General features: G+C 61.3%; 25 protein-coding genes. 10 read left to right on the top strand and 15 right to left on the bottom strand.

Annotated elements, in window-relative coordinates:
* Window positions 1-110: 110 nt before the first annotated feature.
* Window positions 111-542 (bottom strand): nuclear transport factor 2 family protein, encoded by a 432-nt coding sequence (locus LOY52_RS16655; protein ID WP_258675087.1) that lies wholly within the window; start codon window positions 540-542, stop codon window positions 111-113.
* Window positions 543-727: 185 nt separating this feature from the next.
* Here LOY52_RS16655 and LOY52_RS16650 point away from each other — a divergent pair, with 185 nt between their 5' ends.
* Window positions 728-895: a hypothetical protein gene (locus LOY52_RS16650; protein WP_258675086.1), complete on the top strand. Its 168-nt coding sequence runs from the start codon at window positions 728-730 to the stop codon at window positions 893-895.
* Window positions 896-1,151: 256 nt separating this feature from the next.
* On the opposite strand, the gene LOY52_RS16645 is transcribed toward LOY52_RS16650, so the two are convergent.
* On the bottom strand, window positions 1,152-2,003 hold the full coding sequence (locus LOY52_RS16645; protein WP_258675084.1) for a CAP domain-containing protein: 852 nt from the start codon (window positions 2,001-2,003) through the stop codon (window positions 1,152-1,154).
* A gap of 265 nt (window positions 2,004-2,268) precedes the next feature.
* On the bottom strand, window positions 2,269-3,042 hold the full coding sequence (locus tag LOY52_RS16640; RefSeq protein WP_258675082.1) for an alpha/beta hydrolase: 774 nt from the start codon (window positions 3,040-3,042) through the stop codon (window positions 2,269-2,271).
* 112 nt (window positions 3,043-3,154) lie between these two features.
* On the opposite strand from LOY52_RS16640, the gene LOY52_RS16635 reads away from it, so the two are divergent.
* Window positions 3,155-4,114: an aldo/keto reductase gene (locus LOY52_RS16635; protein WP_258675080.1), complete on the top strand. Its 960-nt coding sequence runs from the start codon at window positions 3,155-3,157 to the stop codon at window positions 4,112-4,114.
* 4 nt (window positions 4,115-4,118) lie between these two features.
* On the opposite strand, the gene LOY52_RS16630 is transcribed toward LOY52_RS16635, so the two are convergent.
* Window positions 4,119-5,012, bottom strand: coding sequence for a LysR family transcriptional regulator (locus LOY52_RS16630; RefSeq protein ID WP_258675078.1), 894 nt, complete (start codon window positions 5,010-5,012; stop codon window positions 4,119-4,121).
* 197 nt (window positions 5,013-5,209) lie between these two features.
* Between LOY52_RS16630 and LOY52_RS16625 the strand changes: the two genes are divergently transcribed.
* Complete coding sequence (locus LOY52_RS16625; protein ID WP_258675077.1) at window positions 5,210-5,641, top strand: cupin domain-containing protein; 432 nt, start codon at window positions 5,210-5,212, stop codon at window positions 5,639-5,641.
* A gap of 94 nt (window positions 5,642-5,735) precedes the next feature.
* On the opposite strand, the gene paoC is transcribed toward LOY52_RS16625, so the two are convergent.
* The 4 genes from paoC to LOY52_RS16605 form a co-directional block, all read right to left on the bottom strand.
* Window positions 5,736-7,931: an aldehyde oxidoreductase molybdenum-binding subunit PaoC gene (paoC, locus tag LOY52_RS16620; RefSeq protein ID WP_258675076.1), complete on the bottom strand. Its 2,196-nt coding sequence runs from the start codon at window positions 7,929-7,931 to the stop codon at window positions 5,736-5,738.
* Entirely contained in the window at window positions 7,928-8,884 is a 957-nt protein-coding gene (locus LOY52_RS16615) for a xanthine dehydrogenase family protein subunit M (RefSeq protein ID WP_258675075.1), read from the bottom strand. The genes paoC and LOY52_RS16615 overlap by 4 nt, the downstream gene beginning before the upstream one ends.
* A complete protein-coding gene (gene paoA, locus LOY52_RS16610) occupies window positions 8,881-9,504 on the bottom strand; it encodes an aldehyde dehydrogenase iron-sulfur subunit PaoA (protein WP_095136582.1) in 624 nt (207 codons plus the stop codon). Before paoA ends, LOY52_RS16615 begins: the two co-directional genes overlap by 4 nt.
* 279 nt (window positions 9,505-9,783) lie before the next feature.
* Window positions 9,784-11,538 carry an L-lactate permease gene (locus LOY52_RS16605; RefSeq protein ID WP_258675074.1) on the bottom strand — a complete coding sequence of 585 codons (1,755 nt, stop codon included), beginning with the start codon at window positions 11,536-11,538 and terminating at the stop codon, window positions 9,784-9,786.
* Window positions 11,539-11,779: 241 nt separating this feature from the next.
* On the opposite strand from LOY52_RS16605, the gene LOY52_RS16600 reads away from it, so the two are divergent.
* A complete protein-coding gene (locus LOY52_RS16600; RefSeq protein WP_183780693.1) occupies window positions 11,780-11,986 on the top strand; it encodes a hypothetical protein in 207 nt (68 codons plus the stop codon).
* 45 nt (window positions 11,987-12,031) lie between these two features.
* Here LOY52_RS16600 and LOY52_RS16595 read toward each other — a convergent pair whose 3' ends face one another.
* A complete protein-coding gene (locus LOY52_RS16595) occupies window positions 12,032-12,304 on the bottom strand; it encodes a hypothetical protein (RefSeq protein ID WP_003226119.1) in 273 nt (90 codons plus the stop codon).
* Window positions 12,305-12,571: 267 nt separating this feature from the next.
* Between LOY52_RS16595 and LOY52_RS16590 the strand changes: the two genes are divergently transcribed.
* Together LOY52_RS16590 and LOY52_RS16585 are read left to right on the top strand one after the other, a co-directional pair.
* On the top strand, window positions 12,572-13,651 hold the full coding sequence (locus tag LOY52_RS16590; protein WP_258675073.1) for a hypothetical protein: 1,080 nt from the start codon (window positions 12,572-12,574) through the stop codon (window positions 13,649-13,651).
* A gap of 2 nt (window positions 13,652-13,653) precedes the next feature.
* Window positions 13,654-14,007, top strand: a complete 354-nt coding sequence (locus LOY52_RS16585; RefSeq protein WP_258675072.1) for a DUF1428 domain-containing protein — start codon at window positions 13,654-13,656, stop codon at window positions 14,005-14,007.
* 115 nt (window positions 14,008-14,122) lie between these two features.
* Here the strand turns inward: LOY52_RS16585 and LOY52_RS16580 are convergent, their stop codons facing one another.
* Window positions 14,123-14,317, bottom strand: a complete 195-nt coding sequence (locus LOY52_RS16580) for a hypothetical protein (RefSeq protein WP_247268818.1) — start codon at window positions 14,315-14,317, stop codon at window positions 14,123-14,125.
* Between the two features lie 105 nt (window positions 14,318-14,422).
* Between LOY52_RS16580 and thpR the strand changes: the two genes are divergently transcribed.
* Window positions 14,423-14,962 carry an RNA 2',3'-cyclic phosphodiesterase gene (thpR, locus tag LOY52_RS16575; RefSeq protein ID WP_258675070.1) on the top strand — a complete coding sequence of 180 codons (540 nt, stop codon included), beginning with the start codon at window positions 14,423-14,425 and terminating at the stop codon, window positions 14,960-14,962.
* Between the two features lie 228 nt (window positions 14,963-15,190).
* Here the strand turns inward: thpR and LOY52_RS16570 are convergent, their stop codons facing one another.
* From LOY52_RS16570 to LOY52_RS16550, 5 genes are all read right to left on the bottom strand, one after another.
* The gene (locus LOY52_RS16570; RefSeq protein WP_258675069.1) at window positions 15,191-16,288 is read right to left on the bottom strand and encodes a polyamine ABC transporter substrate-binding protein; all 1,098 of its coding nucleotides are present in this window, start codon (window positions 16,286-16,288) and stop codon (window positions 15,191-15,193) included.
* 166 nt (window positions 16,289-16,454) lie between these two features.
* Entirely contained in the window at window positions 16,455-17,330 is an 876-nt protein-coding gene (locus tag LOY52_RS16565) for an ABC transporter permease subunit (RefSeq protein WP_258675068.1), read from the bottom strand.
* Window positions 17,327-18,208 (bottom strand): ABC transporter permease subunit, encoded by an 882-nt coding sequence (locus tag LOY52_RS16560; RefSeq protein WP_171061872.1) that lies wholly within the window; start codon window positions 18,206-18,208, stop codon window positions 17,327-17,329. Before LOY52_RS16560 ends, LOY52_RS16565 begins: the two co-directional genes overlap by 4 nt.
* Before the next feature lie 29 nt (window positions 18,209-18,237).
* Entirely contained in the window at window positions 18,238-19,380 is a 1,143-nt protein-coding gene (gene potA, locus LOY52_RS16555) for a polyamine ABC transporter ATP-binding protein (protein WP_007962457.1), read from the bottom strand.
* A gap of 350 nt (window positions 19,381-19,730) precedes the next feature.
* Window positions 19,731-20,492 (bottom strand): gamma-glutamyl-gamma-aminobutyrate hydrolase family protein, encoded by a 762-nt coding sequence (locus tag LOY52_RS16550; protein WP_027611688.1) that lies wholly within the window; start codon window positions 20,490-20,492, stop codon window positions 19,731-19,733.
* 282 nt (window positions 20,493-20,774) lie between these two features.
* On the opposite strand from LOY52_RS16550, the gene LOY52_RS16545 reads away from it, so the two are divergent.
* From LOY52_RS16545 to LOY52_RS16535, 3 genes are all read left to right on the top strand, one after another.
* Window positions 20,775-22,151, top strand: a complete 1,377-nt coding sequence (locus LOY52_RS16545; protein WP_025111315.1) for a glutamine synthetase family protein — start codon at window positions 20,775-20,777, stop codon at window positions 22,149-22,151.
* Window positions 22,152-22,330: 179 nt separating this feature from the next.
* On the top strand, window positions 22,331-23,821 hold the full coding sequence (locus tag LOY52_RS16540) for an aldehyde dehydrogenase (protein WP_258675067.1): 1,491 nt from the start codon (window positions 22,331-22,333) through the stop codon (window positions 23,819-23,821).
* A gap of 51 nt (window positions 23,822-23,872) precedes the next feature.
* Entirely contained in the window at window positions 23,873-25,156 is a 1,284-nt protein-coding gene (locus tag LOY52_RS16535; protein ID WP_098964477.1) for an FAD-binding oxidoreductase, read from the top strand.
* Window positions 25,157-25,561 lie beyond the last annotated feature (405 nt).

Below are 25,561 nucleotides of genomic sequence, written 5' to 3'. Positions count from 1 at the left end.
CCTGTAGGAGCTGCCGCAGGTTCGGGCCGCGATCGGACGATCTTTTGACTTTGATTTTCAAAAAAAAGATCAAAAGATCGTCCGATCGCGGCCCGAACCTGCGGCAGCTCCTACACAGGTTTTGCGTTTGCCAGATAGGCACCAAGCCGCCGTCCCATTTCCTCTCCGAGAGCCTGCAACCCGCTCAACGGCCGCACCATCACTTCAAACTCGACAATCTTCCCGCTCTCATCAAAGCGAATCATGTCGATCCCCTTCAACTCCTTGGTCCCGACCTTGGCGCTGAACTCCAAAACCACATTCAAACCATCGGCAGTCGCCAGTTCACGGTGGTATTTGAAATCTTCAAACACGTCGAACACGGTGTTGAGGATCATCGTCACCACTGGCGCGCCGGGGTAGGGCGAGTGGGCCATCGGCGAGCGGAATACCGCGTTAGGGTCGAGCAGTTCAGGCAAGGCCTTGAGGTTGCCGGTGCGGATCATCTCGTGCCAGCGCCTCAGGGATTCGGCGGCGTTGGGGTGCAGGTTCAGTTCGGACATTGACCACTCCTGGAATTGTTGTTGTTCTTCGCGCGACGGCAATCACTCTAGTTCAAAGCGGTGGATCACGAATCGTTGTGTGCCGATCTGAATACCAGAGCATGGCCGGAGCGGATCAGATTGGCAGCTGATCCGTATTTTTCTGTTGGATCTGCCTCTGTTTCCGGTTCAGTCAGGCGATCAAAATGGCCCTGCAGTCCGGTCACGCGCGGCAGCCCTTCATCCCGAAGCGCCCGGTGCACCGCAAGCTCAGTATTGAGGAGAGCAGCATGAACAAGATGGCGATTTTCCTGGGTGGGTTTCTGACATTGACCATTCTGATCGGAATGCTTGCGACGATTTCTCCGGTCTGAACCCCGGTCGTTTTACTCCAGACTCCAGCGCCCTTTTTTGTCGAAGGGTGCAACTGTTTCTACCATGCTGTAATTTCTCGTATCACACCGAACTGGAGTGAACCGGGCAGGCGGCGCAAGTGATTGAGGGTGTCTGTACCGGCCTCTTCGCGAGCAAGCTCGCTCCCACACTGGATCTGGGTTGTTCACAAATCCAGTGTGGGAGCGGGCTTGCTCGCGAAGAGGCCAGTAGCGTCACTGAAATCTCTCAAGCGAATCAAGGCGCGCCAAACACAATCGTCCAGTAAACCCCCTCATCACTGCGCGCCTCACTGGCAAACCCGGCACCGACCTGAGTGAACATCGGGTTCATCAGGTTGGCGCAATGCCCGGGACTGGCCAGCCACCCGGCCATCGCCTTGCCCGGTGAACTCTGGCCGGCGGCGATATTTTCGCCGACCTGCCGACCTCGATAACCCGCCGCCCGGGCGCGATCCGCCGGCAGGTCGCCGTCCGGGTCGCGGTGGGCGAAATAGTTGCCGTAGGCCATGGCTTTGCTGTGGCCTTGTGCGGCGGCGCCCAGCGCCGGGTTCCAGCTCAGGGGGCGGGCGGCGGCGAAGCGCTGGCGCCCGCACATCCGTGGGCGTGCCCGGGCAGCATTGACCTCAGCGAGCAGCGCCTTGCCGACGCTGCGGTTGTCGCCGACACGACTGTCGAGCACCACTTGCCATTCACCACGGGAGCGGCTGACGCCGATGTCGGCGTACTGAGCGTCGAGCAGTGCGCTGCAATGGCTGTCTTGCAGCTGCTCAAAGGCTTCCTCGGCATCTCCGGCACCGACAATGCGGATACTGCGCACCGCCACAGCCGAATAACCCGAGGACTTCAACGTCTCGCGCAAACCACCGCCGTAGCCATAGCCGATCGGCAACGCCAGGTTCGATTTCAGCGCCAGTGGCGCCAGGCGCTGGGCCGGTCGGCGGTCGCAGCGTTGCGGGTGGGCGCGGTAGTCGTTGATGGCGGCCACCAGTTGCCGCTCTTCGCTGGCGTGGGTGGTCTCGGTGAACAGTGGGGCAAGGATCAGCAGGCACAGCGAAACGAAGCGTGATGAGCGAACGACATGGCGCATGGGACGGCAGACTCAGGGAAAAAGACAGTGCTGAAGTGGACAGCCGCGGAATGCGGCGCCACTAGGACTGGGCTTTTGAGACTTGGTTCATGCTGGCCACCTGGCTTTTTTGGTGGGTTTATTCAGGGGAGGGCAATCCTGGCTTTAGTGTTGCCCGTACTGGCGTCTTCGCGAGCAGGCTCGCTCCCACAGAGGTAACGCATTGCCAAGGTGGGAGCGAGCCTGCTCGCGAAGGGGCCAGTTCAGCCAGCGCAATAATCGGCTATCAGCGATTGAGCACATCCCCCATCCACCGCAGATACTGCGCCCGCTCGGAAATCGAGTTGTGCCCCGAATCCGGCACCACCCGCAGGGTCGCCACGCCTTTGGGGAAACTCTCCAGCAGCCGCTGTGTGCTGGCCCGAGGGATCACCTCATCATCGCTGGCGGCCAGCAGCAACGTCGGCACACGAATGTGCGCGGCATAGCGGCCCGATTCGAAACGATCCCGGAGCAGCCATTTCACCGGCAGCCACGGATATTGGCGGACGGCGATTTCTTCGAGGCTGTTGTATGGCGTCACCAGAATCAACTGTGTTGCCGGGCGCTGACTGGCCAATCGCACCGCCACCCCCGATCCCAGGCTGCGTCCGATCACGGCGATCTGCGGATGGCTGGCGTACACCTGATCGAACAACGCTAGGGCATCTTCGGCAATCGCTTCTTCGGAGGGGGAGCCACCGCTGCCGCCGAACCCCCGGTAGTTGAGCAAAAACACCGCGTAATCGGGAAAGGCTTCACTGAACGACGGCAGGTTGCGCGACACGTCTTCGGCATTGCCGCCGAAATAGATCAGCGCTTTCGGCCCGGCATGCTCGCGAACGGTCACCCAGACATCAGCATCCGGCATCGCCAGTTTCATCCGGGACTCCGGCGCGGTAACGGCGCTGCCGGATTGGGGAAAGTAGATCAGCGAGCGCTGAAAAATGAACAGCGCTGCACACAGCAACAGGTAGAGGGCGATGAGCAAGGCGACGAGTGACATCAGTTTTCTGGACATTCGGCTAACTTTAACGGGGCGCGGGTGTTCGCAGTCGCAGTGTAGTCCAGCGAATCCGGCCGGCCGCCGTTGCACACAAGGTGCAACAGATTCACGCAGCAGGGGAACCCGCATGAGCCACACTGAGGGTTGCTCCCGTCGCCGCTTGCTCACGCTGGCTGCCGGGGTTTCGGCGGTCCTGACCTTTGACCGGGCGTGGGCCACTGCCACCACGCCGACTGCCACTTCGCCCAGCACGGCAGGAGACCAGACCATGCAGACCCGCGCCATCCCTTCCAGCTCCGAGCCTCTGCCAATGGTGGGCCTGGGCACGTATCGCGGCTTCGACGTTACCCCCGGCGATCCGGCTTACAAGTCATTGCCAGCCGTGCTCGACGAGCTGTTCAAAAAGGGCGGCACGCTGATCGACAGCTCGCCGATGTATGGCCGCGCCGAGCAAACCACCGGCGAGCTGCTATCGATCCACGAACCGCGTTCACCCGCGTTTCTGGCGACCAAGGTCTGGACCCGCGGGCGCAAGGAGGGTATCGCGCAGATGGAGCAATCCTTCCGTCTGCTGCGCACAGAACGCATCGACCTGATGCAGATCCATAACCTGCTGGACTGGCAAACCCATCTGCCGACCCTGCGCGAATGGAAAACCGAGGGGCGCATACGCTACATCGGCATCACCCATTACACGCCCTCGGCCTACGATGAAGTCGAAGCGCTGCTCAAGGCCGAACAACTCGACTTCCTGCAAATCAACTATGCCCTCGATGATCGCGGTGTGGAGAAACGCATTCTGCCGCTGTGCCGTGAACGCGGGGTGGCGGTGATCTGCAATCGGCCTTTTGGCGGCGGCGGGTTGCTCGCGCGGATCAAGGGCAAGCCGTTGCCAGCCTGGGTCTCGGACGTTCAGGTCAACAGCTGGCCGCAACTGGCGCTGAAGTTCCTGCTGTCGCACCCGGCGGTGACCTGCGTGATTCCCGGCACCGGCAATCCACGCTACATGGCCGACAACGCTGGCGCCGGATTAGGGCCGATGCTCACCGATGCGCAGCGGCATCAGTTGATTGCGCTGTTGGGGTAGGTGGTCAGCCGCGATACCGCAACGCCTCCACCAACAGCGCAAACGCCGGCGCTGCCTGGCGTCGGCTCGGGTAGTACAGGTGGTAACCGGCAAACGTCGGGCACCAGTCTGCCAGCACTTGCACCAGACGCCCGTCGGCCAGATACGGCGCGACGATATTTTCCGGAATGTAGCTGAGGCCGAAACCGTCGACTGCAGCGTCGAGCAGTGGGTAGACGCCATTCAGCGTGATTTGCCCGGACACTCGCACTTTGAGGCTTTCGTCGCCCTTCTCGAATTCCCAGGTGTACAGCCCGCCGTTGGTGGGCAGGCGCAGGTTGTTGCAGGCGTGGTCAGTCAAATCTCTTGGCGTTTGCGGGTGTGTACGGTTGGCGAAATAGGCCGGGGAGCCGACTACCGCCATGCGCATGTCCGGGCCGATGCGGGTGGCGATCATGCCTTGGGCCACGTCTTCGCCCAGCCGAATGCCGGCGTCGAAGCCTTGTCCGGCGATGTCGACGAAGCCGTAATCGCAGATCACCTCGACGGCGATGTCCGGGTATTGGGGCAGGAACTCTTTGAGCACCGGGCGCAGCAGCCAGTTCAGTGAATGGTCGGTGGCACTGATGCGGATCTTTCCCGCCGGGGTTTCGCGCAGGTTGCTCAGGGCCGCCAGTTCAAATTCGATCTCTTCGAAACGCGGGCCGATGGTCTGCAGCAGATGTTCGCCGGCTTCGGTGGGAGAAACGCTGCGGGTGGTGCGGGTCAGCAGGCGCAGGCCAAGGCGCGTTTCGAGGGCGCGGATGGTGTGGCTGAGCGCCGATTGCGAGACGCCGAGTTTGGCTGCGGCTTTGGTGAAGCTGCGCTCGCGGGCCACAGCGAGGAAGGCGAGCAGGTCACTGGCGTTTTCTCGAAGCATTGATGAGTGTCCTGCATAAGTTTTTTCGAATTCTAGTCGATTATCTACAGAGTACGGCTCGCTAAAGTGACGCAAGTTCCCTGTAGGAGCTGCCGCAGGCTGCGATCTTTTGATTTTGTTTTTCAGGATCAAGATCAAAAGATCGCAGCCTGCGGCAGCTCCTACAGGGAGATTCTGTATAAATCTGGAGTTTTGCGATGAATTCGATTGCTGATACTGAGCACGCCCCGGGGGTAACTGTTACCACAAATGGTTCGCAGCCCTCGGCCCAAGGCCCGGCAGACTGGTTCACCGGCACCGTGCGCGTTGACGCGCCGTTCAAGGGCAGCGATGCCGCGCGTGTCAGTGGCGCCACGGTGACCTTCGAGCCCGGCGCACGTACGGCGTGGCATACCCATCCGTTGGGTCAGACGCTGATCGTCACCGCCGGTTCAGGTTTTGTGCAGGAGTGGGGGCAACCGGTTCGCGAGATCCGCTCCGGCGATACCGTGTGGATCGCACCGCAGGTGAAGCACTGGCATGGCGCCGCGCCGACCACGGCGATGACGCACATCGCGATTGCCGAGATGCTGGAGGGTGAAGTGGTGGAGTGGATGGAGCAGGTGAGTGCTGAGCAATATCCACACTGACTTCTGTAGGAGCTGCCGAAGGCTGCGATCTTTTGACTTTAGCTTCTCAAGCAAAAGATCGCAGCCTGCGGCAGCTCCTACAGGGGTGGACAAGTCAGATCATCGGCGGCAGGGAGGAGAGGATCTTGTCCAGCGTGATCGGATACTCGCGCACCCGCGCCCCGGTGGCGTTGTAGATCGCATTCGCCACCGCCGCACTCACGCCGCAAATTCCCAGTTCACCCACACCCTTGGCTTTCATTGGTGATGAAATCGGATCAGTTTCGTCGAGGAAAATCACCTCCTGATGCGGAATGTCGGCGTGCACTGGCACCTCGTATCCGGCGAGGTCATGATTGACGAAAAAGCCCAGCCGTTTGTCCACCGCCAGCTCTTCCATCAACGCCGCACCGACGCCCATGGTCATCGCGCCGATCACCTGGCTACGCGCGGCTTTCGGGTTGAGAATCCGTCCCGCCGCGCAGACGGCGAGCATGCGCCGCACGCGGACTTCGCCGGTCGCTGCATCCACCGCAACCTCCACGAAATGCGCGCCGAAAGTCGATTGCTGATACTGCTTGGCGAGGTCGGCGAACTCGATGCTGCCCTCGGCCTCGATCACGCCATCTTTTGCCGCATCACGCAGCGGCAGGGTCTTGCCGCCGGCGCGCACCTGACCGTCGGCGAACTCGACGTCACTACCGCTCATGCCCAGCTTCGTCGCCACCGCTTCACGCAGTTTCATGCACGCGGCATACACCCCGGCAGTCGAGCAATTGCCGCCGAACTGGCCACCCGAGCCAGACGACACCGGGAAGGTCGAATCCCCCAGATGCACGCTGACGTCCGCCAGTTCCACGCCCATCATCTCGGCCGCAGTCTGGGCGATGATGGTGTAGCTGCCTGTGCCGATGTCGGTCATGTCGGTTTCCACCGTGACCTTGCCGTCGCGCTCCAGCCGCACCCGGGCGCCGGACTTCAGCAGCAGGTTGTTGCGAAACGCGGCGGCGACGCCCATGCCGATCAGCCAGCGACCTTCGCGACGGCTGCCGGGAGTAGCATTGCGCTGGTTCCAGCCGAATTTCTCGGCCCCGGTCTGCAGGCATTCGATCAGGCGTCGCTGGGAAAACGGACGCTCGGTTTTTACCGGATCAACCTGGGTGTCATTAAGGATGCGGAACTGCACCGGGTCGAGCTTGAGCTGCTCGGCCATTTCGTCCATGGCGATCTCCAGCGCCATCAGCCCCGGCGCTTCACCCGGCGCGCGCATGGAATTGCCTTCGGGCAGATCCAGCGGCGCCCGGCGCATGGTCACCCGGCGGTTTTCCCCGGCATAAAGCAACTGGCTCGGCTGCGCGGCGACTTCGACCTTGCCGTCCTTGAGGTTACCCGACCAGCCTTCGTGGGCGATGGCGCTGAGCTTGCCGTCCGCCGTGGCGCCCATCCGAATGCGCTGGATCGTGGCCGGGCGGTGGGTGGTGTTGTTGGCCATTTGCGGGCGGGCGAGGGCGACTTTCACCGGGCGATTGGCCAGGCGCGCACCGAGGGCGGCGAGGATCGCGTCGGCACGAATGAACAGTTTGCCGCCGAAGCCACCGCCAATGTACGGCGAGATCAGGCGCACGTTTTCCTTGGGCAGGCCAAGCGTCGTGGCGACGTCGCCGACACTCCAGGCGATCATCTGATTGGAGGTCCACAAGGTCAGATGATCACCTTTCCACGCGGCCAGGGTCGCGTGCGGCTCCATCATCGCGTGGGACTGATCGGGAGTGGTGTAGGTCTGGTCGAACTGCACCGGAGCAGCGGCGAAGGCCTTGTCGAAATCGCCGTGGGTCACATCGGGCAACTCGTCGTCTTCGACGCCTTGGTCAAGCACGTTGGCCAGTTCGAACTCGCCTTTGGCCGCGACGTAGTCGACCTTGACCAGTTGCGCTGCGGCGCGGGCCTGTTCGAAGGTTTCGGCGACCACCAGCGCCACGGCCTGGTGATAGTGCTGCACCTCGGGCCCGGCCAGCAGCGGTGCCGAGTTGTATTGGCCCTTGCCGAGCTTGCCGGCATTGGCGGCGGTGACAATCGCCAGCACGCCGGGCGCCGCTTGTGCAGCGTCGAGATCGATGTGGCTGATGCGGCCCTTGGCGATGGCCGAGCCGACCATGAAACCGTAAGCCTGATTCGCCACGGCCTCGTGCTGCTCATAGGCATATGGCGCCTGACCGCTGGTTTTCAGCGGGCCTTCGATGCGGTCGGTGGGTTTGCCGACGACCTTGAGCTGGTCAATCGGGTTGGTGGTGGCGGGCGTGTCGAACTTCATGCTTCATCCCTCGCTTGCGCCAACATCGAGCCGAGCGTGCGCTCGACCAGGGTCAGTTTGAATTGGTTGTCGTGGGTCGGCGTGGCGCCGTCGAGCAAGCGTTCGCTGACGGCTTTTGCGCCTTTGGGCAGCAACGCGTCGGCGTCTTCGACCCGCCACGGTTTCGGCGCAATACCGCCGACCGCCACACGGCCGCTGCCGTCCTTTTGCAGGATCAGACCGACCGACACCAGCGCGAAGGCATACGACGAGCGATCGCGCACCTTGTGGTAAATGTGCGTGCCGCCAACCGGGGCGGGCAGGGTTACCGAAGTGATGAACTCGCCGGGCGTGAGGCTGGTTTCGATGTTCGGTGTGTTGCCCGGCAACTGATGGAAATCGGCGATGGCGATGCTGCGCGTGCTGCCGTCCGGCTTCACCGTTTCAACCTGCGCGTCGAGGGCGCGCATGGCAATTGCCATGTCACTGGGGTGGGTGGCGATGCAGGCGTCGCTGACGCCGATCAGCCCCAATTGCCGACTGACCCCACCAATCGCCGCGCAGCCACTGCCGGGATGGCGTTTGTTGCAGGCCTGATTGACGTCATAGAAGTACGGGCAGCGGGTGCGTTGCAGCAGGTTGCCGGCGGTGCTCGCCATGTTGCGCAACTGGCCCGAGGCCCCGGCGAGCAGGGCGCGGGAGAGCAAAGCGTAATCCTTGCGCACGCGGCTGTCGGCGGCCAGATCGGTGTTGCGCACCAGTGCGCCGATGCGCAATCCGCCTTCAGGCGTGGCTTCGATCTGATCGAGGCCCAAGTGGTTGACGTCGATCAGGTGCAGCGGGGTTTCGATGTCGAGTTTCATCAGGTCCAGCAGGTTGGTGCCACCGGCGATGAACTTCGCGCCTTCGACCTGTGCCGCCAGCGCTGCGGCTGCGGCGGGGGAGTCGGCGCGGCTGTAATTGAACGCTCTCATGCTGGCACCTGCGCGACTTCAGTGATGGCTTCGATGATGTTCGAGTAGGCGCCGCAGCGGCAGATGTTGCCGCTCATGCGTTCCTGGAATTCACTGGCAATCAGTTGCGGGGCTTCGGTCAGGCTCGGGCTGACGTGGCTGGGAATGCCCTCGCGAATTTCCTTGAGCACTGCCACTGCCGAGCAGATCTGCCCCGGCGTGCAATAGCCGCACTGGTAACCATCGTGCTTGATGAACGCGGCCTGCATTGGGTGCAGGTTGTCGGGCATGCCGAGGCCTTCGATGGTGGTGATTTCACTGCCTTCGTGCATCACCGCCAGCGTCAGGCAAGCATTGATTCGGCGGCCGTCGGCGATGACGGTGCAGGCGCCGCACTGGCCGTGGTCGCAGCCTTTTTTGCTGCCGGTCAGGTGCAGGTGCTCGCGCAGGGCGTCGAGCAGGGTGGTGCGGTTGTCGACCTCAAGGGCTTGGGGTTTACCGTTGACGTTGATCGTCAGTTTGGCCATGGCGGGTTGCTCCAGACTGGCCGCGTAGGCCTTGAGGCTGATGAAGGGGGGCATTGCAAACGCGGTGGCGGTCACCGCGCCGAGGATCAGGAATCTTCGTCGGGAAATCGTCATGCTTCGATTCCTCTCTGGCTTAATCAGGACGGCAGGGATTGAAGGGCCCAAACGGGCGCGCCGGCATGTTTACCGGTCTCGTTCTTGGAATGACCTGCGCGAAGGGGAAAAGGTTTTTGCGGATTTACGCTATAGAGTTATGCGCAGGATTCATTAATACGCTGGGCGACACTTGACGTTGTGGGAGCTGGCTTGCCAGCGATGAGGTCGTGTCAGTCAGCCTTTCGCTTAAATGACTCACCGCCATCGCGGGCAAGCCCGCTCCCACAGGGATTGTGATTAATGCCCGCCGACCACCATATGCGTGAACGGCGCCACATACGCCTGCAATGTCACGAGCCCGCCGACGAGCACCGCCAGCACAATCGAGTGGAAGAACACGTAGCGCAGAATCTCGCCCTCATGCCCATACCAGCGGGTCGCGGTGGAGGCGACCACAATCGATTGCGCATCGACCATCTTGCCCATCACCCCGCCGGAGCTGTTGGCCGCTGCCATCAGCACCGGGCTGATGCCCAGCTGTTCCGAGGTCACCCGTTGCAGTCCGCCGAACAGCACGTTCGAGGCCGTGTCCGAACCGGTCAACGCCACGCCGAGCCAGCCGAGCAGGGTGCCGAACATCGGGTAGAACACCCCGGTCGCGGCAAACGCCAGACCCATGGTGGCGTCCAGTCCGGAATAACGCGTGAGAAATCCTAGCGCCAGCATCGCGGCAATGGTGATCAGCGAAAACCGCACCACCCACAACGTGCGCAGGTATTGCTTGATCAGTTGCGGAATCGAATAGCCCATCAGCAGTCCGCCGACAATCGCCGCCAGCAGGATGCCGCTGCCGGTGGCAGTGAACCAGGTGAACTTGTAGATCGCTTCCTCGGCTTTCGGCGCCGGCACCACCGGTGGGACTTTCTGCACTTGCAGGTGCAGGGTGGTGAAGGTCAGCGCTGGCGAGAAAATCGGATTGGCCTCATTCAGCGGTTTGCCTTGCGCATCGAGTTTCACCGAATGGGTTATCGGGTCCAGCGCCGGGCGCACATCGAAGATGTTCTTGAAGCCCTGGGTGCCCCAGGCAAACACGAACACGGTGAGGATGATCCACGGCATCCACGCACGCATCACTGCCGGGCGCGCCTGATCGCTGAAGGCGGCGCTGGCGGTGACTTTTTCTTCCTCGACCCTGGAGTTGTCGACCCGCCCGGACAGGGCGGCCGAGGTGTACACCGTCGCCGGTTTCCAGACCCGCAGAAACAGGGTCAGGCAGGCCATGGAAATCAGCGCGGCGATCACGTCCACCAGCATCGGCCCGTGGAAGTTCGACACGAGGAATTGCGGCACCGCGAAGCTGACCCCGGCCACCAGAATTGCCGGCCAGATCTCCAGCATCTTGCGCCACCCGGCAAACGCCCAGATCAACCAGAATGGTACCAGCACCGAGAAAAACGGCAGCTGCCGACCGACCATCATCGACAGCTCCATTTCGTCCAGTCCGGTGACCTTGGCCAGGGTGATGATCGGCGTGCCGAGTGCGCCGAACGCCACCGGGGCGGTGTTGGCAATCAATGCCAGACCCGATGCGGCCAAGGGCGAAAAACCGAGGCCGATCAGAATAGCTCCGGTCACTGCCACCGGCGTACCGAACCCGGCCGCGCCTTCGAAAAACGCGCCGAAGCAGAACGCGATCAGCAGCAACTGCAAACGCCGGTCATCGGTGATCCGCGCCAGGGAATCCTGCAGCACTTTGAATGAGCCGTTCTCGGTGGTCAGGCGGTGCAGAAAGATGATGTTGAGCACGATCCATCCGATCGGCAGCAAACCATTGGCCGCGCCGAACAGCGCCGCTGAACCGGCCATGCTCGCCGGCATGCCGAAGGCGAAGATCGAGATGAGCAGGGCCGACGCCAACGCCAACAGAGCGGCCAGATGCGCCTTGACGTGAAAGAACGCCAGCGCCGCGAGCATCACCACCACCGGCACTGCAGCCATGAGCGTGGAGATCAACGGGTTGCCGAACGGGTCGTAGATTTGCTGCCAGACCATGATCCACCTCTGCGTGTTGTTATCGAGGCGCAGATCCGTTGCGTGGGAGTCGCTATGCAGCAGTATAGGTGGCATTTCGCCGCCGCCCGGATGCCGGCGGCGGGCCGATCAACGGTCGTGGTCGGGCAGTGAATCAAAGTCCTTTTGTCCGGTCGTATCAGCGGCTGCGCGCACTGCGTCCTGAAGGCGCGGGCAGTGACAGCCGTTCCGTGGTCAAGACCTTGGTGTTAGGGAAGTTTGAATGAAGCGTGCAACAACCTTGCTGTTGACGATATCCGCCGCTGTTTTGCTGGCTGGCTGTGTGGCGGACTTTGATGATGATCATCGCCACGGACGACATTACGACCGTGATCACGGTCGCTATTACGACCATGACCGGCGTTGGGATGACCGCGACGATGGTCGTCGCGACGGGCGTCGTTACGATCGTGATCGCGACGATGACTGAGTAGAAATCAAAAGGGCGTTCCCGCAACGGGAACGCCCTCGCCGATTAAAAATGAGCGCTCGCCCGGACGCTGGAATGCGCAGGCGCGGTGGCCTCGAGATCCAGCAGATGGGTGGCGAGTATGTCGCTCAGAAAGCGGAACTGATCGTTGATGCCGACCACTTCATTGCTGAAATGATTGCTCGCGGCGGGCATCAGCACATCGTCGAAATCTTCGTTGAACAGCAGCGCCTGGGTCTTGCGCGAAACGACTTGCTGGTCGTAGTAGTTGCTGCCGAACACCGGGAAGCTCACGGAGAGGGTGATGGTGCGAATCATGATGGGTACTCCTCGTTGCGTCTCGGATGGGTGAATCGTGCCTTTGCCGGGCGGCGGGCGGAAGGCAATCGTGGCGATGGTGAATATCGACGGCGTTGATGGTTGATGTTCTCCCCAGTAGGAGTGAGCTTGCTCCCACCTTGAAATGCGTTCCCCTGTGGGAGCGAGCCTGCTCGCGATGGGGCCAGCCTGGCCAAAACCGACAAATGGCCCAATACCCGCACCTATACTCAAATCTGTTTTCCTCCATTCAAGGACTCCACCACCGTGAACCTGCGTGCGCTGAGCCTCGCCGCACTGTGTCTGCTGGCTGGCTGCGCCTCTTCGGCGCGGGCCCCGGTGGCGCCGCGAGCGGTGTTGGTGTCGCCCGCCACCTGGCAGCAGATCGACCGCGACATCGTCAGCGCCTCGCAGCAATCCACCAAGCAAGTCAAAGTATTTGCCCGTGGCTCGATGGAACATTGGCGCACTCGCGTCTATCAGCAAACTGAAGAAAATTTCATTCCGTGGTTCAGCAGCTACTGGACCCAGGAATGGCTGTCGATGAAGGTCAGTTGGTACACCATCAGTGCCGGCGGCGAACAGGATGCTTCGGCCAAGCGCCTGGCGAGCTATCTGCTTGAGCAATATCAGGAAAGGGTGCTGGCACCGGTGGCGGTGGAGATCGATCCTGATGCGATCCTCGGGCAGGCCACGGCGTTCTACGCGCAACTGATGGCCCAGCAGATGCCGCTCATCGCCCAGCGTTACGGTGTGCCGGTGGCCCAGCTCAACGGGCGTCTGCAAAAGGTCCCGGCGATTGCCCTCGGGCCGCCGCCGGCGCGGGATGCGTCGCTCTATCAAATCATCAGCACCGAGCCGCTGAACACCTTGCCGGCGTATGCCGCGTTGATCGACAAGATCCACACCGAAGGCGGCAGCAAGGGCATCGCTTCGACCGACGCCGGCATGGCCCCCGTGGCCAAACGCGCCAGCCAGCGGATGGAGGCGGAAATGGCTCCGCGCGGAGCGGCCAGTGCGGTGGCGGCTGCGGCGGGCAAGTTGGTCGGCGGGGTGATCTCGATCGGCGTGGCGGGCATCCGCGCGATCATCCAGGCCAACGACCGGCCCGACAGCGAAGCGCTGATTCGCAGCAGCCTGGGCAGCACGTTCGACAAGGCCTGGGCGAAACTGCTGCAGAACCCGACCACCGGGGTCATGGCCGGAACCCTGCATATCGCCGGGAAGGTCGAGGGCAGCCTTGGCGGGGGCGAACAACCGTCGGTCGGGCAGGGCGTGAATCGTGTCGAATGGCAGCCGCCGCAATCGACTACCCGGCAGATCGAACCCAACGTGCAAGGAGAGTGATCATGGCTTACATCGATATTTTTGTAGCACCCGTGCCGAATGCCAATCGTGAGCAGTACAAAAAACATTGTGAGATCGCTGAGAAACTGTTCAAGGAATACGGAGCGAAGGAAGTGGTTCAGTGCTGGGGGGATGACGTGCCGGACGGCAAAGTCACGTCATTCCCGATGGCGGTAAAACTCAAGGAAGGCGAGACGGTGTCGTCCGGCTGGCTGATCTGGCCCGACAAGGCCACCCGCGATGCCGGCATGGCGAAAATGATGGAAGACCCGCGCATGCAACCGGACGTCAATCCCATGGGGTTTGATGGACAGCGGATGATCTTTGGGGGCTTCAAGAACATTCTTGAATCCTGAAACTCACCAGATCCGTGTAGGAGTGAACTTGCTCGCGAGGGCGTCAGCACAGCCAATATCTCCATTGCTGGCCCACCGCTTTCGCGAGCAGGCTCGCTCCCATATGGGGTGGTGGTCACTCTGGAGAGGGGGTGATCCGGCAGCCTTTGCGGTTGCGAATCTGCTCGTCCGTGGGCCGTTCGCGGACGAATTCGAAACGCGGTTCACCTTCGCTGTAATGCACCAGCCAGCCCCATTCCAGCTCGGTCTCATCCTGCCCGGGGCTGGGTGGCCGGGCCCACCACGGTTCTTTGCTGAGGATCTCGCGCATGGCGACCTCCGGTTAGATGGCAATCCTTGAACTATAGCCGGGTGTCGCCAGTCGTCAGTGGAGGCTGTGTAGAATCGGCCGATCGACGAGCGAAGGAGCTGGCCCATGACCGATGATGCGCGCAGGGATGAACCGTTCAAGCGACTGTTTTTTGCCCTCGACTGCCCACCGGCGCAGCGCAAGGCCATTGCCCAGTGGCGCGGCGACTTGGGGTTGCGCACCGGCAAAGCGGTGCCGGCGGATAACTTTCACCTGACGCTGCTGTTCCTCGGTGCCGTACCGCTGGCGCAGATCCATGAAGTTTGCGAGGCCGCCGGCAAGGTGCGCACGCCGGGTGAGCCGTTGCGGATTGCGTTGGATCGGCTGCAGGTCTGGCATCGGGCCGGGATTCTATCTCTGGCGCCGGAGCAGGCCCCGCCGGCCTTGTTGCGCCTAGTGTATGCGCTGGAGCAGGCGATGCTGCCGTTCGGTTTCGAAGAATCACCACGCGAGTTTCGCCCGCACCTGACCCTCGCCCGAGACTACCGTGCAACGGAGCCGGAAGCCGCCACGCCGCCGGAGTTTTTCCTGCGCGCCGAGCGTTTTGCCCTGTTTGAATCACACAAGGGCCGCTACCGGATTCTGCAGGATTGGCGATTGAATTGAGCGCAGAAAAAAAGGCGCCCGAGGGCGCCTGAAATTCACCTGAGCCGAGGGAGCCAGGTGAGGCCGTTCATTGCAGGGTGCAGCGGTGGTAAGGCGCTGCGTGAACGGAAAAGCTACGCCACATCCCTGTGTAGGAGCTGCCGCAGGCTGCGATCTTTTGACTTTGTTTTTTAGACGCAAGATCAAAATATCGCAGCCTTCGGCAGCTCCTACAGGGGGCGGTGTCAGTTATTTACCGAGCTTCACCCGGGTCCAGCCGCGGGTCATGATCCGCTGGGTGGCAATCGGCTGATCCGGCACCGCATACAACGTCGCCATTACCGCCTGCGACGGATACGAACCCGGATCGTTGCGGATCGCTTCGTCCACCAGCGGCGTGGCGGCCGCGTTGGCGTTGCTGTAGCCGTTGCTGTTGGTGATCTCGGCGATGATGTCCGGGCGCATCAGGAAGTTCATGAACAGGTAGGCGTTCTCGACGTTCGCCGCATCGCGCGGGATGGCGACCATGTCGTAGAAGCTGCCGGCGCCTTCCTTCGGAATGCTGTAATCGATCTGCACCTTGTTACCGGCTTCCACCGCACGGGCCTTGGCCTGCAGCACGTCACCGGAGTAACCGACCGCCACGCAGATGTTGCCGTTGGCCAGGTCCGAGATGTACTTCGAGGAATGGAAGTACGCCACGTACGGGCGGATCTTCATGAACAGCGCTTCGGCTTCGAGGATGTGCGCCTTGTCCTTGTCGTTCACCGGATAGCCCAGATAGTGCAGGGCGGCCGGGATCATTTCGGTCGGCGAGTCGAGGAAACTGATGCCGCACGCCTTCAGCTTCTCGGCGTTTTCCGGCTTGAACAGCAGGTCCCAGGAGTTGGTCGGGGCCTTGGCGCCGAGCACTTCCTTGACCTTGTCCGGGTTGTAGCCGATGCCGATCGAACCCCACATGTACGGGAACGCGTGAGCGTTGTCCGGATCGCTGGCGGAGGCGTTTTTCAGCAGCACCGGGTTGAGATTTTTCCAGTTCGACAGTTTCGATTTGTCCAGCGGCTGATAGACCCCAGCCTTGATTTGCTTGGCCAGAAAACTGTTGGACGGCACGACAATGTCGTAACCGGATTTGCCCGCCAGCAACCGCGCCTCGAGGGTCTCGTTGCTGTCGAACACATCGTAGGTCACCTGGATGCCGGTCTCGTCTTCGAACTTCTTGACGGTGTCCGGCGCGATGTAATCGGACCAGTTGTAAACACGCAGCACCTTGTCGTTGGCCTGGACGCCCGTGGCGATTGCGCCCATTAAGGACAGTGTCAGCAGAGTCCTGCCAAACATTTTCATCGGTGAAACTCCATTCTTTTTATTCAAAAACACAAACCGGGTGTACGTAAAACCTGTGGCGAGGGAGCTTGCTCCCGCTTGAGTGCGCAGCGCTCACAAGCTTTTGGGTCTGCTGCGCAGCCCAGCGGGAGCAAGCTCCCTCGCCACAGTTGTTCATCGGTGCTGCTTAGGCAGTGGCGGCGCGTTGCGGCTGCTGCCACGCCTCATTCGCTGTCTGATCCATCGCTTCCTGAATTGCCTTCTTGCGGTTGGCTTCTGCCTTGCGGCCGAAGTACCAGACGAAGAAGGTCACCAGCGACACCGCCAGCAGAATCAGGCTGGCCACCGCGTTGATCTCAGGCTTCACGCCCAGGCGCACCGCCGAGAACACCTCCATCGGCAGCGTGGTCGAACCCGGGCCGGAAACGAAGCTTGCCAGCACCAGATCATCCAGCGACAGAGCGAACGACATCATCCCGCCCGCCGCCAGCGACGGCGCGATCATCGGAATGGTGATCAGGAAAAACACCTTGAACGGCTTGGCCCCCAGATCCATCGCGGCTTCTTCGATCGACAGATCCAGTTCACGCAGGCGGGCGGAGACTACCACCGCCACATAGGCGGCACAAAACGTGGTGTGGGCGATCCAGATGGTGACAATGCCACGCTCCTGCGGCCAGCCGATCAACTGCGCCATCGCCACGAACAGCAGCAACAGCGACAGACCGGTGATCACCTCAGGCATCACCAGCGGTGCCGTCACCAGACCACCAAACAGCGTGCGACCCTTGAAGCGCGTGACCCGAGTCAGGACGAAGGCGGCGAGGGTGCCCAACGCCACCGCGGCAATCGCGGTGTAGCAGGCGATTTCCAGCGAGCGCACCACCGAGCCCATCAGTTGCGTGTTGTCGAGCAGGCCGACGTACCACTTCACCGACCAGCCGCCCCACACCGTCACCAGTTTCGAGGCGTTGAACGAGTAGATCACCAGAATCAGCATCGGCAGATAGATGAACATCAAGCCGAAGATCAACATGAACTTGGAAAAACCGAAGCGTTTCATCCCCGTGCCTCCATCTCTTTGGCCTGACTGCGATTGAACAGCAGAATCGGCACAATCAGGATCAACAGCATCACCACCGCCAGCGCTGACGCCACCGGCCAGTCGCGGTTATTGAAGAACTCTTGCCACAGCACGCGACCGATCATCAGCGTCTCCGGGCCACCCAGCAGTTCCGGAATCACGAACTCGCCAACCACCGGAATGAACACCAGCATGCAGCCGGCGATGATGCCGTTCTTGGCCAGCGGCACAGTGATTTTCCAGAAGTTGTTGAAGTTGCTCGAACCTAGATCGGACGCTGCTTCCAGCAGGCTGCCATCGTGCTTGACCAGGTTGGCGTACAGCGGCAACACCATGAATGGCAGGTAGGCATAGACCACGCCGATATACACCGCGGTGTTGGTGTTGAGGATCTCGATCGGGTGATCGGTCAGCCCGGTCCACATCAGAAACGCATTGAGCAGACCGTTGTTGCTGAGGATGCCCATCCACGCGTAAACGCGGATCAGGATCGCGGTCCAGGTCGGCATCATGATCAACAGCAGCAGGACGTTTTGCGCTTCCTTGCTCGCCTTGGTGATCGCATAGGCCATCGGGAAACCGATCACCAGGCACATCAGCGTGCTCAGCGCCGCGACCTTCAGCGAACCGAGGTAGGCCGACAGGTACAGCTCGTCTTCGCCGAGCATGGTGTAGTTGCCGATGTTGAGCATCAGCTGGAATTTCTGTTCGGCGTAGGTGTAGATCTCCGAGTACGGCGGGATCGACAGCGCGGCTTCCGAGAAGCTGATCTTCATCACCAGGAAGAACGGCAACATGAAGAACAGGAACAGCCAGATGAACGGGATGCCGATGACGAACTTTCGCCCGCTGGGCACCAGGCGCAGGAATTGCTGATTGAAGGTTCTCATGAGCGCAGCACCACGCCGCTGTCGTCTTCCCACCAGACGTAGACCTTGTCGTCCCAGGTCGGCCGCGCGCCACGGCGTTCGGCGTTGGCCATGAACGACTGGACGATCTTGCCGCCCGGCAGCTCGACGTAGAACACCGAGTGGCCGCCGAGGTAGGCGATGTCATGCACCTTGCCTTCGGACCAGTTGTAGCGGACTTCGGGTTTGATGGTGCTGACGAGCATTTTTTCCGGGCGGATCGCGTAGGTGATCGACTTGTCCTGCACCGACGTGCTGACGCCGTGACCGACGTAGATCTTCTGCTGCAGGTCCGGGCTGTGGATGATCGCGTGACCTTCAAGGTCTTCCACCACGGTGCCGTCGAAGGCGTTAACGTTACCGATGAATTCGCAGACCATGCGGCTGACCGGCGCTTCATAGATGTCCACCGGGCTGCCGATCTGGGCGATCCAGCCGAGGTGCATGATCGCGATGCGCTCGGCCATGGTCATGGCCTCTTCCTGGTCGTGGGTCACCATCACGCAGGTCACGCCGACACGTTCGATGATCTCGACCAGTTCCAGCTGCATCTGCGAACGCAGTTTTTTATCCAGCGCGCCCATCGGTTCGTCGAGCAGCAACAGCTTCGGACGTTTCGCCAGGGAGCGGGCGAGGGCGACGCGCTGGCGCTGACCGCCGGACAACTGATGGGGTTTGCGTTTGGCGTATTGGGTCATGTGCACCAGGCGCAGCATCTCTTCGACGCGGGCGTCGATTTCGCTGGCCGGCAAACGGTCCTGCTTGAGGCCAAAGGCAATGTTCTGCGCCACAGTCATGTGCGGGAACAGCGCGTAGGACTGGAACATCATGTTGATCGGCCGCTCGTACGGCGGCATGTCGGTGATGTCCACGCCGTCGAGCAGAATCCGCCCTTCAGTTGGCCGCTCGAAACCGGCGAGCATGCGCAGCAGGGTCGATTTGCCCGAACCGGAGCCGCCGAGCAGGGCAAAGATTTCGCCCTGATGGATCTCCAGGGACACATCGTCCACGGCCGTGGTTTCGTCGAACTTCTTGGTGACACGATCGACTTTCACCAGAACCTTTTTCGGTTGCTGGTGGCCTTCAAGTGCCTTCCGGTAAGTGCTGGAGGCGTTTGCCATGTGAAACTCCCAACAGGTTTCGTTCGCTCGGCCAACGTGGCCGGGCTTAAGTGGATTGCAAGCCAGGGAAAACTGTCCTCGCCACACATGGCCCCTGTAGGAGCTGCCGAAGGCTGCGATCTTTTGATCCTGATTCTGAAAAACAAAATCAAAAGATCGCAGCCTTCGGCAGCTCCTACAGGGGGTCGCATTGGCTGCGGGTTACCCTGACCTGGTCGGCGCCGCCGTCCTGGCTGCCTGGGTCGTACTTGTTGTTATTACGGTTTGTTGTTTTCACGGATGACGGATGCGCACACGCGCCGCCGCCGACCCCGTGGGGGCAGTAAACAGTTTTGAAATCCTGGGATGAGTCAGCGCTGGTTGCGTCGCGCTGCCCGTTGCCGGCAAGCCTCGCCGAATGCCTGGAAAATCTTCAGGTAGTTCGGGTTGTCCAGCACCTGCCATTCCGGGTGCCATTGCACGCCGAGGGCGAAAGTCGGGCTGTGCTCGACCGAGATCGCCTCGATCAGGCCATCCGGCGCCACCGCTTCGGCACGCAGGCCGGGCGCGAGGCGGTCGATGCCCTGGCTGTGAATCGAGTTGACCTGGAACTCGCCCGGCAACGCCAGCGCTTCGAACACACCGCCCGCCAGCACGCTCACGGCATGCGCCGGTGCGTATTGCACGGCCACGTCCGGGCTGTCGGCTTCACGGTGATCAAGCATGCCCGGCAGCTCGTGCACCTTCTGGTGCAGGCTGCCACCGAACGCCACGTTCATTTCCTGGAAGCCACGGCAGATGCCGAGCACCGGAACGCCCGCCGCAATGGCTGCACGCAATAAAGGAAGGGTGGTGGCGTCCCGCGCCGGATCGTGATCCGTACCGGGTTCGCTGGCCGGACCTTGATAGTGGAAGGGCTCCACGTTCGAGGGCGAGCCGGTCAGCAACAGACCGTCGAGTTGACCGAGCAGGTCTTCGATTTCAGTCAGTTTGCCAAGGGAAGGAATGACCACTGGAAGACCCTGAGCGCCAACGCTGACAGCACGTACGTACTTGTCGCCGCTGATGTGATAGGGGTGCAGGCCAATCTGTTTGACGCACGCAGTAACGCCGATCAATGGCTTGAATGCCATTTTTATTCACCTCGAAGTTTGACACTTGAACGAGCTTTTCCGGAGCTTAGCCTCGTTGATTTTAATTAACAACTGCCATGTAAAAAATTCTAAACGCCGTTCATCCAATCTTCATGATTCCAGGCCTTGCGGCGCCTGCATTGGCACGTGAGTGTTAAAAAAAGCCTGAAAAATAAACGCTGAGCGGCCAGGTGTTCGCTATTGACTTCACTTTGCCTTTCGGATTGACTGGCTCGGCGAAACAGCGGTGAACATAATAATTAACAGCTAAATAGGTGCATCATGTCGGTCCCTCTGCGTGCCGTTCAACTCAACGAAGCAAACGCATTCCTTAAGAAACATCCTGAGGTTTTGTACGTCGACCTTCTGATTGCAGACATGAACGGTGTGGTGCGCGGCAAGCGCATCGAGCGCACCAGTCTTCACAAGGTTTACGAGAAAGGCATCAACCTGCCGGCCTCGCTCTTCGCCCTCGACATCAATGGCTCCACGGTGGAAAGCACCGGTCTGGGCCTGGACATCGGCGACGCTGACCGCATCTGCTACCCGATCCCTGGCACCCTGAGCATCGAGCCGTGGCAGAAGCGCCCAACCGCACAACTGCTGATGACCATGCACGAGATCGAAGGCGAGCCGTTCTTCGCCGATCCGCGTGAAGTGCTGGCCAACGTGGTGCGCAAGTTCGATGAACTGGGCCTGACCATCTGCGCCGCGTTCGAACTCGAGTTTTACCTGATCGACCAGGACAACGTGAACGGCCGTCCGCAGTCGCCACGTTCGCCGGTCTCCGGCAAGCGCCCGGTGTCGACTCAGGTGTACCTGATCGACGACCTCGACGAATACGTCGACTGCCTGCAAGACATCCTCGAAGGCGCGAAAGAGCAGGGCATCCCGGCTGACGCGATCGTCAAGGAAAGCGCCCCGGCGCAGTTCGAAGTCAACCTGCATCACGTCTCCGACCCGATCAAGGCTTGCGACTACGCGGTCCTGCTCAAGCGTCTGGTGAAGAACATCGCCTACGACCACGAGATGGACACCACCTTCATGGCCAAGCCGTATCCGGGCCAGGCGGGCAACGGTCTGCACGTGCACATTTCGATTCTGGACAAAGAAGGCAACAACATCTTCGCCAGCGAGGATCCCGAGCAGAACGCCGCGCTGCGACACGCGATCGGCGGTGTGCTGGAGACCCTGCCTGCGCAAATGGCGTTCCTCTGCCCGAACGTAAACTCGTACCGCCGCTTCGGCGCGCAGTTCTACGTGCCGAACTCGCCGAGCTGGGGCATAGACAACCGTACCGTTGCGGTCCGTGTGCCGACCGGTTCGGCTGACGCCGTGCGTATCGAGCATCGCGTGGCCGGCGCCGACGCCAACCCTTACCTGCTGATGGCTTCGGTACTGGCAGGCATTCACCACGGCCTGACCAACCAGATCGAGCCGGGCGCGCCGGTTGAAGGCAACAGCTACGAGCAGAACGAACAGAGCCTGCCGAACAACCTGCGCGACGCATTGCGTGAGCTGGACGACAGCGAAGTCATGGCCAGGTACATCGACCCGATGTACATCGACGTGTTCGTCGCCTGCAAGGAAAGCGAGCTGGCCGAGTTCGAGAACTCGATCTCCGACCTTGAGTACAACTGGTATCTGCATACGGTGTAACGACCATCCGGTGTAATGGGTGGTGACTGACTCACCACCATTCCCTGTAGGAGCTGCCGAAGGCTGCGATCTTTTGACTTTGATTTTTAGAAGCAAGATCAAAAGATCGCAGCCTGCGGCAGCTCCTACAGGGATCGGATTACCAGATCTCTCCCCAATCCCCTTGTCGAGCCACAACCATGACCACCACACGCAACGACTGGGAACAACGCTTCCAGTCCCTGACCATCGAATCCCGCGCGTTCATCAACGGTGAATATCGCCCGGCAATCGGCGGCGCCACCTTTGAATGCCTGAGCCCCGTCGACGGCCGTTTTCTCGCCTCCGTGGCCAGCACCGATGAAGCCGACGCCAACCTCGCCGTCGAAGTCGCACGCCAGTCGTTCAACTCCGGCGTGTGGGCGCACAAGGCCCCGGCTGAGCGCAAACGCATCCTGATCCGCTTCGCCGATCTGATCCTGCAACACCAGGAAGAACTGGCGCTGCTGGAAACCCTCGACATGGGTAAACCGATCAGCGACTCGATGAGCATCGATATCCCGGCGACCGCCAACGCGATCCGCTGGAGCGCCGAAGCAATCGACAAGATCTACGACGAAGTCGCCGCCACCCCGCACGATCAACTCGGTCTGGTGACCCGCGAGCCATCCGGCGTAGTCGCCGCGATCGTGCCGTGGAACTTCCCGCTGATCATGGCCAGTTGGAAGTTCGCCCCGGCGCTGGCGGCGGGTAACTCGTTCATTCTCAAGCCTTCGGAAAAGTCGCCACTGACCGCGATCCGCATCGCTCAACTGGCGTTGGACGCGGGCATTCCGAAAGGGGTGTTCAACGTCCTGCCGGGCTTCGGCCACACCGTCGGCAAGGCGCTGGCGCTGCACATGGACGTCGACGTGCTGGCCTTCACCGGCTCCACGGCGATTGCCAAACAGCTGATGATTTATGCCGGGCAAAGCAACATGAAGCGCGTCTGGCTCGAAGCCGGCGGCAAGAGTCCGAACGTGGTGTTTGCCGACGCTCCGGACTTGCGCGCGGCAGCTCAGGCAGCAGCCGGCGCGATCGCCTTCAACCAGGGCGAAGTGTGCACCGCCGGTTCGCGTCTGCTGGTGGAACGTTCGATTCGCGAGCAATTCATTCCGCTGCTGGTAGAAGCGCTGCAAGCGTGGAAACCGGGGCACGCGCTTGACCCGGCGACCACCGTCGGTGCGGTGGTCGATCAGCGTCAACTGGACAACGTGCTGCGCTATATCAGCATTGGTCGCGAGCAGGGCGCCGAGCTGATTGCCGGCGGCCAGCGCACCCTCGAAGAAACCGGTGGCCTCTATGTGCAACCGGCGATCTTCGATGGCGTGACCAATGCGATGACCATCGCCCGCGAAGAAATTTTCGGCCCGGTGCTGTCGCTGATCACCTTCGACACCGTTGAAGAAGCGCTGCAGATCGCCAACGACAGCATCTTCGGTCTCGCCGCCGGTGTGTGGACCAGCAACCTGAGCAAGGCGCACACCTTCGCCCGTGGCCTGCGGGCCGGTAGCGTGTGGGTCAACCAGTACGACGGCGGCGACATGACCGCACCGTTTGGCGGCTTCAAACAGTCGGGCAACGGTCGCGACAAATCGCTGCACGCGTTCGACAAGTACACCGAGCTGAAAGCGACCTGGATCAAGCTCTGATTTTCTACAGCGGTGGTCGCTTCTGATGAGCGACCCTCGGAGAACAATAAAATGAAGCAACAACACGTCAACAGCTACTACGCCGCCACGCGCAACGAAGTCATCGACTTCCCGACCCTTGAAGAGTCGGTCGAGTGTGATGTCTGCATCATTGGCGCCGGCTACACCGGCCTGTCCTCGGCGCTGTTCCTCACCGAGGCCGGCTACAAAGTCACGGTGCTGGAAGCGGCGAAAGTCGGCTACGGCGCCAGCGGTCGCAACGGCGGGCAACTGGTCAACTCCTACAGTCGCGACGTCGATGTGATCGAAGAACGCTACGGCGACAAGACGGCGGAAATCCTCGGCAGCATGATCTTCGAAGGCGCCGACATCATCCGTTCGCGGATCAAGGAATACGACATCAAATGCGACTACCGCCCGGGCGGCATTTTCGCTGCGATGAACAAGAAACAACTCAACGGCCTGGCCGAGCAGAAGCGCAGTTGGGAACGTTACGGCAACAAGAACCTGAAGATGCTCGACGCTGCCGACATCCGTCGCGAAATCGGCTCCGACGCCTACGTTGGCGGCCTGCTGGACCTGCAGGGCGGCCACGTGCATCCGCTGAACCTGGCCCTCGGTGAAGCCGCGGCCATCGTGCGCCTGGGCGGCAAGATCTACGAGCAATCGGCTGCCGTGGAAATCAAGTACGGCGAGCCGAACGTGGTGCGTACCGCCAAAGGCCAGGTGCGCGCCAAGTACCTGCTGATCGCCGGCAACGCCTACCTGCCACAAGGTCTGGACAACCGCGTGACCGCGAAAAGCATGCCCTGCGGCTCGCAGATCGTCGTCACCGAACCGCTGACCGAGAAGCAGGCGCGCAGCCTGATCACCAACAACTACTGCGTCGAAGACTGCAACTACCTGCTGGATTACTACCGCCTGACGGCCGACAACCGTCTGCTGTACGGCGGCGGCGTGGTTTACGGCGCGCGGGAACCGGACGACATCGAACAACTGATCCGGCCGAAGATCCTCAAGACTTTCCCGCAGCTCAAGGACGTGAAAATCGACTACCGCTGGACCGGCAACTTCCTGCTGACCATGTCACGCATGCCGCAATTCGGCCGCATCGAGAAAAACGCCTACTACATGCAAGGCTACAGCGGCCACGGCGTCACCTGCTCGCACCTGGCCGGCAAACTGATCTCGGAAATGATCCGCGGCGACGCCGAACGCTTCGACGCGTTCGCCTCGCTGCCGCACATGCCAATGATCGGCGGCCGCACCTTCTCCGCCCCATTGACCGCCCTCGGCGCCGTCTACTACTCGCTGCGCGACCGCTTCGGCATCTAGGTTACCTCCCCGGCGGCGGCCCCCAAGACCCCGCCGGTTTTTATTCCGAGCAATACCGCAAATGTCCAACTGTGGGAGCTGGCACCCTCAATCCCAAAGACAACACAAAACCTGTGGGAGCTGGCTTGCCAGCGATGACTCCCTGACAACCGCCACAAAGCCAACTGACACAAAAGTGATCCAACTGTGGGAGCGAGCCAGCTCGCGAAGAGGCCATATCAGCCAACCTCCATGTCGACTGACACACCGCTTTCGCGAGCAGGCTCGCTCCCACAGTGACTGTATTAACAAGGCAAGAGGGACTTTTGCCCCACCGTCCATCGAACCTGCTGAGCAACATCTGCAAACGTGATTTAATAGCCGCCTTTCACGGTTCCGGGACACGGGAGCAACGTGATCCGCGCC

Origin of the sequence: Pseudomonas sp. B21-051 (assembly GCF_024748795.1) — a bacterium.
Lineage (GTDB): Bacteria > Pseudomonadota > Gammaproteobacteria > Pseudomonadales > Pseudomonadaceae > Aquipseudomonas > Aquipseudomonas putida_A.
This window is presented reverse-complemented; position numbering and strand designations above follow the sequence as displayed.